The sequence below is a fragment of the Vibrio sp. V39_P1S14PM300 genome (genome assembly GCF_009904765.1).
Taxonomy (GTDB): domain Bacteria; phylum Pseudomonadota; class Gammaproteobacteria; order Enterobacterales; family Vibrionaceae; genus Vibrio; species Vibrio proteolyticus.
In genome coordinates this window covers 1-13,034 of the sequence record NZ_WXWP01000267.1, presented here as the reverse complement: position 1 = coordinate 13,034, position 13,034 = coordinate 1, and the positions used below count along the sequence as shown (strand labels likewise).

General features: G+C 51.8%; 13 protein-coding genes. 8 read left to right on the top strand and 5 right to left on the bottom strand.

Going from position 1 to position 13,034, the window contains the following annotated elements; translation table 11 throughout:
* The 5 genes from accA to CAG65_RS13765 form a co-directional block, all read left to right on the top strand.
* Positions 1-750: acetyl-CoA carboxylase carboxyl transferase subunit alpha (gene accA, locus CAG65_RS13785; RefSeq protein ID WP_161454015.1), on the top strand; the 750-nt coding region annotated here is incomplete at its 5' end.
* Positions 751-876: 126 nt separating this feature from the next.
* Entirely contained in the window at positions 877-2,190 is a 1,314-nt protein-coding gene (tilS, locus tag CAG65_RS13780) for a tRNA lysidine(34) synthetase TilS (protein ID WP_161454014.1), read from the top strand.
* A gap of 65 nt (positions 2,191-2,255) precedes the next feature.
* A complete protein-coding gene (locus CAG65_RS13775; protein ID WP_021705827.1) occupies positions 2,256-2,570 on the top strand; it encodes a c-type cytochrome in 315 nt (104 codons plus the stop codon).
* Positions 2,571-2,681: 111 nt separating this feature from the next.
* Complete coding sequence (glnB, locus tag CAG65_RS13770) at positions 2,682-3,020, top strand: nitrogen regulatory protein P-II (protein WP_038203435.1); 339 nt, start codon at positions 2,682-2,684, stop codon at positions 3,018-3,020.
* Positions 3,021-3,127: 107 nt separating this feature from the next.
* On the top strand, positions 3,128-3,970 hold the full coding sequence (locus CAG65_RS13765) for an endonuclease/exonuclease/phosphatase family protein (RefSeq protein WP_161454013.1): 843 nt from the start codon (positions 3,128-3,130) through the stop codon (positions 3,968-3,970).
* Here the strand turns inward: CAG65_RS13765 and CAG65_RS13760 are convergent.
* The 3 genes from CAG65_RS13760 to gloB form a co-directional block, all read right to left on the bottom strand.
* On the bottom strand, positions 3,967-4,653 hold the full coding sequence (locus CAG65_RS13760) for a YIP1 family protein (protein ID WP_161454012.1): 687 nt from the start codon (positions 4,651-4,653) through the stop codon (positions 3,967-3,969). The genes CAG65_RS13765 and CAG65_RS13760 overlap by 4 nt on opposite strands.
* The gene (locus tag CAG65_RS13755; protein ID WP_161454011.1) at positions 4,650-6,212 is read right to left on the bottom strand and encodes a lytic transglycosylase; all 1,563 of its coding nucleotides are present in this window, start codon (positions 6,210-6,212) and stop codon (positions 4,650-4,652) included. Before CAG65_RS13755 ends, CAG65_RS13760 begins: the two co-directional genes overlap by 4 nt.
* Positions 6,213-6,282: 70 nt before the next feature.
* Positions 6,283-7,041, bottom strand: coding sequence for a hydroxyacylglutathione hydrolase (gene gloB / locus CAG65_RS13750; protein WP_021705822.1), 759 nt, complete (start codon positions 7,039-7,041; stop codon positions 6,283-6,285).
* Between the two features lie 40 nt (positions 7,042-7,081).
* Here gloB and CAG65_RS13745 point away from each other — a divergent pair, with 40 nt between their 5' ends.
* On the top strand, positions 7,082-7,834 hold the full coding sequence (locus tag CAG65_RS13745) for a methyltransferase domain-containing protein (protein WP_161454010.1): 753 nt from the start codon (positions 7,082-7,084) through the stop codon (positions 7,832-7,834).
* On the opposite strand, the gene rnhA is transcribed toward CAG65_RS13745, so the two are convergent.
* Positions 7,819-8,283, bottom strand: a complete 465-nt coding sequence (gene rnhA, locus CAG65_RS13740) for a ribonuclease HI (RefSeq protein ID WP_021705820.1) — start codon at positions 8,281-8,283, stop codon at positions 7,819-7,821. The genes CAG65_RS13745 and rnhA overlap by 16 nt on opposite strands.
* Positions 8,284-8,340: 57 nt before the next feature.
* Here rnhA and dnaQ point away from each other — a divergent pair, with 57 nt between their 5' ends.
* A complete protein-coding gene (gene dnaQ, locus CAG65_RS13735) occupies positions 8,341-9,078 on the top strand; it encodes a DNA polymerase III subunit epsilon (protein WP_021705819.1) in 738 nt (245 codons plus the stop codon).
* Between the two features lie 8 nt (positions 9,079-9,086).
* A complete protein-coding gene (locus CAG65_RS13730; RefSeq protein WP_161454009.1) occupies positions 9,087-10,340 on the top strand; it encodes a TIGR03503 family protein in 1,254 nt (417 codons plus the stop codon).
* Positions 10,341-10,398: 58 nt separating this feature from the next.
* On the opposite strand, the gene fadE is transcribed toward CAG65_RS13730, so the two are convergent.
* Complete coding sequence (fadE, locus tag CAG65_RS13725; RefSeq protein WP_161454008.1) at positions 10,399-12,843, bottom strand: acyl-CoA dehydrogenase FadE; 2,445 nt, start codon at positions 12,841-12,843, stop codon at positions 10,399-10,401.
* Positions 12,844-13,034: the final 191 nt, after the last annotated feature.

Genomic DNA, 13,034 nt, shown 5'->3' with positions numbered 1-13,034 from the left:
CTGCGTCCGTATACACTGGATTACATTGAGCATGTCTTTACCGAGTTTGATGAACTGGCTGGTGATCGTGCGTACGCTGACGATAAAGCGATTGTGGGTGGTGTCGCTCGTTTGGATGGCCGTCCGGTGATGATCATCGGTCATCAAAAAGGCCGTGAAACGCGTGAGAAAGTGAAACGTAACTTCGGCATGCCAAAACCGGAAGGTTACCGTAAAGCGTTGCGTTTAATGGAAACGGCAGAGCGTTTCGGTATGCCAATCATCACGTTTATTGATACTGCGGGTGCTTACCCGGGTGTCGGTGCGGAAGAGCGTGGTCAGTCAGAAGCGATCGCGACCAACTTGAAAGTGATGGCAGGCCTGAAAGTGCCGGTTATCTGTAACGTCGTGGGTGAAGGCGGTTCTGGTGGTGCTTTGGCGATCGGTGTCGGTGATTACGTCAACATGCTGCAATACTCAACTTATGCTGTGATTTCACCAGAAGGCTGTGCGTCGATTCTGTGGCGTGATTCTGACAAAGCACCTCAGGCAGCAGAAGCCATGGGGCTGATTGCGCCGCGTCTGAAAGAGCTGGAATTGATCGACGAAATCATCGAAGAGCCACTCGGCGGTGCACATCGCGATCATGCACAAATGGCGGCTAACATGAAAGCCACTCTGCTACGTCAGTTGGAAGATCTGGAGCAGCTGGATCAGGACTCGCTGCGTGAGCGCCGCTACCAGCGTCTGATGAACTACGGTTACTGCTGATAATTGGTTTGGTTTCATGAAAGGCCGGCTTCTGCCGGCCTTTTTTATTTCCCCGGAACCCGCGCGCGACAAGCCGTTACTGGCGTTGTAAGATGGCACTCATCGTTTGTCTGACCCTCAAGCCCCATGCTAGATATTTATCCGCGTTTTTGCGCTGCCGTTACACCCTACTGCCAACCTTCATCACGCCTTGTGGTGGGGCTAAGCGGTGGTGTTGACTCTCGAGTGTTGTTGGCGCTGGCTGCGCGTTATGGGCGAGAGCATCAGGTGCCATGTGTGGCGGTTCACGTGCATCACGGACTCAGTCTCAATGCCGACGACTGGGCCTGTCAGTGTGCGCACTGGTGTGAGGAAAGCGGGATTGCGCTGGTGGTTGAGCGAATTACACTGGCGCGTCAGGGCGGGGAGAGTCTGGAGCAGATTGCCCGCGACGGACGCTATCAGGCGCTGCACCGCCATATTCGCCCTGGCGATTTACTGTTGACGGGCCAACATGCCGATGATCAGGTTGAGACCTTTCTGCTGGCATTGAAGCGCGGCAGTGGGCCGAAAGGGCTGGCTTGCATGGCGCCAGTGTCATCTTTTGGTGAAGGCATGTTGATTCGCCCGCTACTGGAGGTCACTCGTGAGCAGATCGAAGCTCTGGCCCTGAGTGAATCGTTGGAATGGGTGGAGGATGAGAGCAATCAGGATACCCGCTTTGAACGTAATTTTATTCGCCATCAACTGACGCCACAACTAACGGAGCGTTGGCCAGTTTTTCGCCGCTCGGTGCAGCGCAGCGCCCGTTTGTGTGCAGAGCAGGAAGCGTTGCTGGATGAATTGCTTGCCGACAAGTATCAGATGATCAGCGCGAAGGACGACAGCTTGAGTATCTCTGCATTGGATGAATGCAGTACGGTGATGCGTAACCGCCTTCTCCGGATGTGGTTCGCCGTGCACCAGCAACGTATGCCGGGCAACGCTCATCTGGCGCTGATCTGGTCGGAAGTCGCGTGTGCACAGCAGGATGCGAATCCTCGCCTCAAAATCGACCAAGTTGAAGTTCGTCGTTTCGCCGGGCATTTATATCTGGTGGCCCATTGTGCCGATGTGTCTGGTTGGCAACATCCAATCTTACCAGATCAGCCTTTAAGCTTACCGCAAGGGCTGGGCCAGTTAAGAATAATACATACCGAAGGCCAGGGGCATCTCAACTTGTCGCATTGCGACCCGAGTCAGTTCTGGGTGACGTTTGATCCAACAGGGCTCAGTGCGCACCCGGCAGAGCGCTCCCACAGTCGGAAGCTGAAAAAACTGTTTCAGGAGTACGGAGTGCCCAGTTGGCTGAGACGGCGTACGCCGATCCTGATGTATCAGGAGCAGGTCGTTTGTGTGGCCGGTGTGTTTGTCGACCGGGCATTTAATGGTCAAGATTGTGAACTGATTTGGGACAAGTAAACCGTTTTTGTGTCAAAATCGTACAATAAAAACGCATAAAAACCACGATTACATAAGGAAAAGCAATGAATAAAGTCGCTCTAGGAATGGTGCTTGGAATGAGTTTGTTGGCCTCTCAGGCCATGGCTGCTGGTGATATTGAAGCAGGTAAAGCGAAAGCGGCCGTATGCGCTGCGTGTCACGGTGCGGATGGTATTGCGGTGATCCCGGGGTATCCGAACCTGAAGGGACAAAGTGAGCAATACTTAGTCAGTTCGATTAAAGCCTACAAAAATAAAGAACGTACTGGCGGTCTGGCGGCAGTGATGCAAGCTCAGGCTGCGATGCTCAGTGATGAAGACATCGAAAACGTGGCTGCGTACTTCGCCAGCCTGAAATAATTTTTGCAGTGCAATCGTCGAGAAAAGCCCGGGCTGATGCTTGGGCTTTTTATTGATTGTTGTTGTCAGCTAACAGATAATAGCCAAAATAACAAAGTTTAAGGGATGAACATGAAGAAGATCGAAGCGATTATCAAGCCGTTCAAACTGGATGATGTTCGTGAGGCGCTGGCCGAAGTTGGGATTACCGGTATGACAGTCTCTGAAGTAAAGGGATTTGGGCGCCAGAAAGGTCACACGGAGTTATACCGCGGCGCAGAGTACATGGTGGACTTTCTGCCGAAAGTGAAATTGGAAATTGTCGTTACGGATGATGTGGCGGATCAGTGTGTAGACACGATCATTGAAACAGCACAAACTGGCAAAATTGGCGATGGTAAAATCTTCATTACCGATGTGGAACGCGTGGTGCGTATCCGTACTGGCGAAGAAGACGAAGACGCAATCTAAACAGATTTTACCAAAGAGCCGCAAGGCTCTTTTTTCTACCAAGGCCAGTGATGTTAACACCAGCCAACCCAGCTTGATGGTGACTGGTTATTGGTAAGACTCCCTATATGAAGAAAAAGCTACTATTTGGTGTACCGGCCGTGATCGCGGCTGGCATGACGATCGGTTATCAGGTCGTATTTTCCCTTCCGGAACAGCCTCAATTGTCTACCATTACCAACAGTGATGTTGAGCTGGCGTTGCGCTGCTATGACAACCCTGCGCCTGTTGCCATAGATGACAATGGTCGGCTGAATATTCTGGTATGGAACATCTACAAACAGAACCGCTCCAACTGGCGCCGGGCATTGAACAAATTTTCTGCCGATAAACAACTGGTGCTGTTGCAAGAAGCCAGCATGGGCGATGAGCTAAAAGCCTGGATCAATCAGGGTAAGTGGAACGGCAATCAGGTCGACGCATTTAAAGCGTTTGATAAGACGGCGGGAGTGTTGAACCTGGCGCCGCAGTTGCCGGTGGAAGCCTGCGCGTACACTGAACTGGAACCCTGGATTCGTTTACCCAAATCGGCGTTATACGCCACATACCAGCTATCGAATGGTGCGCAGTTAGCCGTCGTTAACATCCATGCGGTTAACTTTACCTATGGTACTAAAGAGTATCGACGCCAACTGAACACACTGACCGAGGCACTGATGCAGCATCCGGGGCCTGTGATCATTGCTGGAGACTTCAACAGCTGGAGTAAAGAGCGTCTGCAGGTGATGCGAAACACACTGGAGATGATTGGGGTACATGAAGTGAGCTATTTACCGGATCACCGCAAGCAGTTCATTAATGGTCTGCCGCTCGATCACGTGTTCTATAAAGGGCTGAAGTTTGAAAAAGCAGAGGCGCCTTCAACTGACGCCTCTGATCACAATCCGCTGATGGTTCAGTTCAGTCTTTAAAATAGAACAATATACAACGCCCAGATGAGATAAAATGCCAACCACGGCAGCGTAGCAATCACCAGAGCCTGACCGCGCTCGAACTCGGTCCAGGTTCCGACGGCGGCATACCCCAGCGCGATGTACCAGGGTAAGAGCAGTGGAAATGCACTGGCAAACTGGGCCCAGTCACTGGTCAGAGGCAGTTTAATCAACCCGTTCAGGCTGTTGAGATCCGCCGCGTATGACATTACCTGACCGTGTTTTAGCAGGACGCTGACGTAGCTGGCCAAATCACCAAGTACTGCAGGGAACGTGATAACAGCACTGGCAGCAAACCAGCGCCAATATCCGTGTTGATGCTGGCTGGCTTTTGTCGCAAGGTTAAACCACAGCGCCAGCATGGCGATAGTCAGGGTGCGGCCAAACACATCACTGATGATTTCACTCGCCATCAGGGTGTTTTTATCCAGTAGCTCCAACTGGCTGGGGTCGACGTTGGGTAACTGCTGCGTCAGAGCGGCTTTCAGCCAGGCAAAATCGACGATATCAAAATACGCGCCCCAGAACAGGAAAGGGGTCAGCAGTAAGACGATATACGGTTGCCATCCCCACATTCCTCTTTGATAAAGCGCGACCAACGCTGCCGATGGGGAGCGGAAAATATCCACCAACATGATCAACGGATTACTTGACGGGGTCATACACTTACCTTAGTCACATCCACGTACAGTTTAAGCTTCTGTCCGGGTTGCAGGTAGCGACCGGCACTCAGACCGTTCCACTTCACGACATCCTGACTGCGTACTTTGAATTTCTTCGCGATGCCGCTGAGGGTGTCACCGGAACGCACCGAGTAGAACACCGTACGGATGATTGCGCCGTCGCTGGCATTTTTCCAAATGACCAGCTTTTGCCCTACGCGTAGCGTGTCTCTCGGGCCCATGCCATTCCATTTAGCCAAGGCGCCGGAAGACACCTTATTGGCTTTGGCGATGGACCACAGACTTTCCCCGGATTTAACCGTGTGTGTCAGTTTAAACTGGCCACGGCTGCGTTGCTGAGTCTGCTTGAGGCGGTTAGCTGCACTTAGGGTGTACGCCTGTTCATCTTTGGTCGAGGTCGGGATCATCAGATACTGACCGATACGAATATTGCTATTCGATAGGTTATTGGCCTTTCGAATCACTTTGCTGGTGGTGTTATATTGATTTGCCAGGACACTGAGAGTATCACCCGATTTCACTTTATAACGTACCAGTTTCATCCCTTTACCGCGGTTTTTGCTGACGTTTGCGGTAAAGTGTGCCACAGAGTCGATCGGCAGCAGCAACTGCTGTGGTCCGTTCGGAGAAGTGGCCCACTGATTGTAGGCTGGGTTCAGGCTTTGCAGTTCTTTGACCGAAATCCCCGCGTAGTTCGCGGCAATGGCCAGATCGAGTTGTTCTTTAGGATCGACCAGTTGTACGACAGGTTTGTTCGGGATAGTTGGAAGATCGATGCCGTATTTTTTCTGATTAGCAATAACGTCTGCCAGCGCAAGCAATTTCGGTACGTAGCTGCTGGTCTCTTTCGGCAGATCCAGCGAGAAGAAATCCGTCGGCTTGCCCAGCTTCTGATTCTTGCGAATGGCGCGGGACACCCGGCCGCCGCCACTGTTGTACGCTGCAATGGCGTGTTCCCAGTTTCCGTCAAAACGTTTATTCAGGGCTTCAAGATAGTCCAGTGCGGCATCTGTGGCGGCATCCACATCCCGACGTCCGTCATACCAGAAATTCTGTTCCAGGCCATAGGTTTTACCCGTGGCGGAAACGAACTGCCAAAGCCCGGCTGCGCTGCCATGCGAGTAGGCAAATGCATCAAATGAGCTTTCTACTACTGGCAAAAGCGCCAGTTCCATTGGCATATTACGTTGTTCAATTTTGGTCGTGATCAGGTACAGAAACGGCTTCGCACGCTCGGACACCACTTTTAAGTGGTTCGGGTGTTTCAGATACCAGGTCCGGTAATAATTGACCTTCTGTTCATCAGGTACGCGCATCTCAAGTTGCATTGCAATTCGTTGCCATACATCTTGTTGATCCTGAGGAGTGATCGTGACTAGGGGGTTATCTGAAGGGACACTTGTTGGAGTTTTTGTGACCGATTCTGGCGTCGGTTTTATGGGTTTATTCGTGTCTTTCGTTGTGTCTGTCTGTGTTTGCTGGGTCAGTTGACAGCCTGCTAAGAGCAGAGCCAACGCCCAACTGTACTTTACTCGCATTCTACAGCCCTTTTTTTGAACGGCTGCTGATAATACTTGCCACTTTGGTCAAGTGGCAAGCAGCAAATCGTTAAAATTCGTTTTTCCACTCACGCAGCGCAGTAAAAATGGCGACTGGATCTGCTTTTGATGTGCGACTGGAAGCGGACTTGATCACCGCCGGTTGATCGCAGCGCAGGAACGGGTTGATCCATTTTTCGCGGCGGATGGTGCTTGGTAGAGTAGGCTTGTCTTGCGCACGCAGGCGAATCACTTCATCACGGTACTGGCGCAACTGATCATTTTCAGGTTCAACGGCCATAGCAAAGGCGACATTGGCCGCCGTGTATTCATGGGCGCAGTAGACCTCGGTTTCTTCCGGCAGCGCAGCCAGCTTGTTCAGTGAGGCGAACATTTGCTCCATGGTTCCTTCGAAAACCCGTCCGCAACCGGCAGAGAACAGCGTATCGCCACAGAACAATTTGCCGTCGCCGACATAGCCGATATGTCCGAGCGTATGCCCCTCCAACCCTAAGACCATAAACACCTCATCAAACAGCTCGATTTGATCGCCTGCTTCCACCGGGTGAGTCAGCGTGGGGATTGGTTCCTGTTTGGGGCCAACCACGTCAATGGTTGGAAAGTGATAAACCAAGTCTGGTACGCCACCGATATGGTCATGATGGTGGTGCGTGATAAGAATGGCGTCCAGCTGTAGTTCATGTTGTTTGAGGTAATCGAGCACTGGTTGCGCCTCACCCGGATCGACCACTGCACACCGCTGATCATCATTTTGAATCAGCCAGATGTAATTATCGTTAAATGCAGGTATGCTTTTGATATGTAACATTGTTAAATCTCCAGTCACCCAGGGTGAAACAGGTTATTTGATGAAGCCAGCTCGCAGTGAAAAAAAGCTAGAAAAGCCACATTCTTGGTCGCAGCTTAAGAACGGTCAATGGGTGAGTGAATCCATTCAAACCCGTTTGGACGAGTGGTGCCCCAAATTGTTTGGCTACCATATGCTCAAACTGGGCGGGTTGAGCTGTGAGCTTTCCAGCGGTAATTGTAACATTCAACACCAAGTAAATCTCGATATCCATAACCCGTTGCATAATGTGATCGCCGATGGTTACGATTTGCCCTTTTTAGAAAAAAGTTTTGACGCTGCTATTCTGGCTCATCAGTTGGACTACTGTAATGATCCTCACCGCATCTTACGAGAAGTAGACCGGGTGATGATAGACGATGGTTATCTGATTGTGACTGGATTTAACCCGCTTAGTCTGACGGGGCTCGCGAGTCTGATGCCATGGCGCAAGAATAATTTGCCGTGGAGTGGACGGATGTTTACTCCCAATCGCATCAAAGACTGGCTGGGGCTGCTCAACTATCAGGTGATCCATTGTGACTGCTATGCGTTGTTTCCAATGCAAAAATACCGCACGATGTGGACCTGGCTGGAGGGTGGGTTTGGTGATTGGGCTTCGCCGTTTGGTAGTTTGTATTTTATCGTGGCACGCAAACGGACGTATCCGCTTAAACCGATCAAACCGCACTGGCGCATTAAACGCCGCCTGTCACCGGTGAGTGTGAATTATCGGCTCAGACGGCAGAATTCATCGGATCAGCTAGGGACGTAGCCAGTGTCTTCTTCCGTTGGGTTTTCAGCGGCGGCTCGGGCTAGTTCATCACAGATTTCATTTTCGCGGTGGCCGGCATGGCCTTTAACCCAATGCCACTCAACCTGATGGCGTTGAGTTTCTTTATCGAGCTCCTGCCACAAATCCGCATTTTTGACCGGCTTTTTGTCCGCGGTTTTCCAGCCGCGTTTTTTCCAATTGTGAATCCATTGCGTGATCCCCTGACGAACATATTGGCTGTCGGTGGTCAGTATCACGTGGCACGGCTCTTTTAACGTTCGCAGTGCCACAATAGTGGCCAGCATTTCCATCCGGTTATTGGTGGTCAGTGTGTAGCCTTTGGCTAAAGTTTTTTCGGTCTGCTTGTAGCGTAATACAATGCCATAACCGCCGGGGCCGGGGTTGCCAAGACAGGAACCATCAGTGAAAATTTCCACCTGTTTCGTCATGATTTGATACTATTTGGTTTAAGCACATTATTTGCATAGTCTGACACACATTTTGTTATGAATACCAGCGACAATTCCAGCCAGCGACGTATAGTGGTACTCGATACCGAAACCACAGGTATGAACCGCGAAGGTGGCCCTCATTATCAGGGACACCGCATTATCGAAATCGGTGCTGTTGAGATCATCAACCGCAAACTGACCGGTCGTCATTTTCACGTCTATATTAAACCGGATCGGGAAATCCAGCCGGAGGCGATTGAGGTTCACGGTATTACCGATGAGTTTCTGGTCGATAAGCCCGACTACCGGGCAATCCACGATGAATTTCTAGAGTTTATCAAAGGCGCCGAACTGGTTGCCCATAATGCGCCCTTCGACGTGGGCTTTATGGATTACGAGTTCGGTATGTTGAGTCCAGACATCGGTAAAACAGATGATTTCTGTAAGGTGACCGATACGTTGGCCATGGCGAAGAAGATCTTCCCGGGCAAACGCAACAACCTCGACGTCTTGTGTGACCGTTACGGCATTGATAATTCACACCGGACGCTCCACGGGGCCTTGCTCGATGCGGAAATTTTGGCGGATGTTTATCTGCTGATGACTGGCGGTCAAACGACGCTCCAGTTTAATGCCGGCAGCAGCGATGGCGGGGCCGGTGAGTCGATCCGACGGGCCAGCAGTGGCCGAAAAGCGCTAAAGGTTCTACGTGCATCGGCCGATGAAATGGAAGCACATCAACAGCGATTAGACATCGTAGCGAAGAGTGGTAACTGCCTCTGGCGTCAATAGGAGAAAGGATGTTGAGGATTTTTCTGGCCCTGGTTGGGGCATTGTTAGCGACACACAGTCTGGCGAGTGAGGAATCCTCCCTGTCACTGCTCGATAACCGTTTTCGAGTTGATCCGACCATCAAGCAGATTACTTTTGTGATTTATCGGGCTGAGCGCTCCCAACCTGTGGTGTTGGTGCGTCCCGACGGTAAGAAGTACTATTCGTGGAAAAGCCCGGACAATGTCAACTGGTATCAGGAGTCGGCGATGGACATCGTAACCATTGACGATCCGATGCCAGGCCCCTGGCAGGCGATTGGCAAAGTAACGCCGAAAAACAAAATCAAGCTGCTCTCCCATCTCAAGTTGACCACAGATACTTTCCCCAGTCGTTTGTTTCATGGTGAACAGATCAAGTTCACCGCGCGTTTGACCTCAGAAGATAAACCTGTGGTGCTGAGGGATTTTCTCGACCGGGTCAAACTCAAAGTCACTTTTACCAAGTTTGTTGAAAATGAAGATTCACTGGCCAACGAAGCCCGTCCAGTGCCGGAAGTGATCGGTGAATTTGCCGACGATGGGCGCGGTCTGGATGAGCGGCCGGGGGACGGTATATTTACGGTCTCGCTGCCCATTTCCCCTCAACCTGGCAAATATCGGGTCCGGGTTACATCTGGAAACGGAGTCTTCCTCCGAGCTCAGGAGCAGGAAGTGCTGGTGTACCCAACGCCAGTGCAGGCTACCTTTATTCAGGCTCGTGAGAAACAACAGGCGCATCAGATCGTCGTCTCCGGAGAGCAGGGCATGATAGAGCCCGGTACGATCGCCGCGCATATTGAACATGAAAACGCCCAGGGTGACAAACTGGATGTGGAACAGGCGGCCAGCCAGGATGCGATGAAAGTTACCTTGATTGTACCGCAGGCCGATGAGCTGGGTAATTTTCGCTGGAGTGGGGTAGTGTATGCGTCAGAGTTGTCTACGCGTCGCCCGTTAGTGTTCCCGTTGACGGAGAAAACATACAGCGTAGTGGACGATGTGAATATCGCAGAAACGCGTCGGTTGCAGGAAGAAGAACAAGCCAAGCGGGATGAGATGCTGGAACAGATTCGTTTGTTGCAGGAGCGGGAAGCACAGCGCCAACGCAGCACGATGATCATACTTATCGGCAATATTGCGGCTATCGCTTTAGGTCTGATTGTGTGGTTGGTGCTGCGCAAAATTCGGATGAAGCGAGCGGCCATTCCTGAAATGCAACTGGATATGCCAACGAAAAAGTGAAGACCAGAGCAATAAAAAGGGCTGCCATGGGCAGCCCTTTTTCATGGCGGTGATTTGGTTATGCCACATCATCCATGGCCGGATACTGAGGCTTTGCGGCCAAAGCCTGGGGGGCAAAGTCGTCCACGTTAATGGTGTACAGGCGATGCGTTTCGGCATCTTTCAGTAGCTGAGCTTCCGCTTCACTGAGCAGTCCTTTTTCCAGCCCTGTTTCTGCCAGGCTGTCCAGATTCATGAACGGCCGACGCTCGTTGAGGGCTTTACACAGTTTGTTGAAGATTGGCTCTGCTTCCAGAACCACTGTCAGTGCCTGCTCAATTTTACCAGCCGGGTTGTGCTCGGTTGGCTCCAGGTATTGGAATCGGCCCAGACGAGAGCGTGTCGCACACGGTGTTTGTAGGATCTGTGCAACCTGGTTGTCCAGTTTGTCATTTGGCGCTTTACGTACGCGGCCAAATGGCAGGATCAATACTCGCAAGGTTTTTGCGATGACTTTGTTCGGGAAGTTCGCCAGGAACTCGTCAATCGCGACTTCCGCTTGTTTCAGGCTGTCTTGCAGTCCCCAGTGCACCAGAGGCAGATCGTCCGCTGAGCGCCCGTCCTGCTCAAAACGTTTGAGTGTGGCTGAGCTTAAGTACAGCTGACTGAGAATATCACCAAGGCGCGCAGACAAGCGCTCTTTACGCTTCAGAGAGCCGCCAAGCACGGCCATTGAAATATCGGCCAGCAGGGCAAGGTTAGCGCTATAACGGTTGAGTTGCTGATAGTAGCGCTTAGTAGTGTCTTTGGTCGGGGTAGAAGAGCCACGACCATCCGTCAGACCAAGCCACACACTGCGAACCAGGTTACTCATCGTAAAACTAACATGGCCGGCGAGCGCGCTGTCAAACTGTTCTACTGCGTCGGAGGCGTCAGAGTAAGCGGCATCCATTTCTTTTAACACATATGGATGGCAGCGAATCGCCCCCTGGCCAAAGATGATCATCGAACGGGTCAGGATGTTCGCGCCTTCAACCGTCACGGCGATCGGTGCGCCCTGATAAGATCGGGCCAGGAAGTTGGACGGCCCCATACAGATCCCTTTACCGCCCACGATGTCCATCGCATCAATGATCGAGCGCTGGCCCCGGTGGGTACAGTGGTATTTCACAATAGCCGAGATAACCGACGGCTTTTCGCCCAAGTCGATACCAGCGACCGTCAGATTGCTGGCAGCATCCATCACATAGGCGTTACCCGCCAGACGCGCTAATGGCTCTTCGATGCCTTCCATGTGACCAATCGGCTGTTTGAACTGACGACGGATACGGGCGTACGCACCGGTCGCCATAGCGGCCGTTTTAACACCGCCGGTAGAGTTGGATGGTAAGGTGATGCCGCGTCCGACCGACAGACACTCCACCAACATTCTCCAGCCTTGGCCTGCCATTTCCTGACCACCGATGATGAAATCAAGAGGCACGAAGATGTCTTTCGCGCGAGTCGGACCATTTTGGAATGGCACGTTCAGCGGGAAGTGACGGTTACCGATTTCGACGCCTTTCAAGTGAGTCGGAATCAGGGCACATGTGATCCCCAGATCTTCTTTGTCACCCAGCAGGCCGTCAGGATCGCGCAGTTTGAATGCCAGGCCAAGCACAGTGGCTACCGGTGCCAGCGTGATGTAACGCTTGTTCCAGGTCAGGCGCATACCCAGTACTTCTTCGCCTTCCCATTCGCCTTTGCACACCACACCATAATCGGGAATGGCGCCAGCATCAGAGCCGGCTTCCGGACTGGTCAGTGCAAAACAGGGGATCTCTTTCCCCTCCGCCAGGCGCGGCAGGTAATGGTTCTTTTGCTCTTCAGTGCCGTAATGCTGCAGCAGTTCACCGGGACCCAGAGAGTTTGGAACGCCGACGGTGGAAGACAATACGCCAGAAACACCAGTCAGTTTTTGCAGCACCAGCGATTGGGCATAAGCTGAAAACTCCAGGCCGCCATATTTTTTCTTAATGATCATGGCAAAGAATTTGTGGTCTTTCAGGTACTGCCAGACTTCCGGAGGCAGATCGGCCAGTTCATGCGTGACCTGATAGTCACTGACCATGGCACACACTTCGTTGACCGGGCCATCCAGGAAAGCCTGCTCTTCCGCGCTTAATGTCGGGGCGGCAATGTTATGCAGTTTGTTCCATTCTGGCTTGCCTTTGAACAGCTCCGCTTCCCACCATACCGTGCCTGCATCGAGAGCTTCTTTTTCTGTCTGTGACATCGCTGGCAGGACTTTCTTAAACAGTGACAGGGCTTTCGCACTGATCAGCTTTTGACGTACTGATGGGACGGCCAGCAGTGCCACCGCTGCAAGGTACACCACCCAGCTGATTGGGCCGACACTACCAAAGATGGTTAATGCCGCCATGGTAACCGTCAGGACGGTCAGCGCGGTGCCGATCGACGTCCTGTGATAAAGGCACGCAGAGAGTACCGCGAGGAAACCAAGTGTAGAGAGCAAGATGTCCATAATTATTGTTCCTTCTGAAACATACCCGCTGTTTGGATATGTGACGTATTATAAGTGGTCTAACCAGTTATAAGTGTAATCAAAATATTAATGAAATGTAAAACATGAAAGTGTGCAAAAAGTGATCTCAGTAGAGTGAATATTCTAAATAGGTGAGCTGTGGCAGACCCTGAGGTAACAGAAATAGCGAG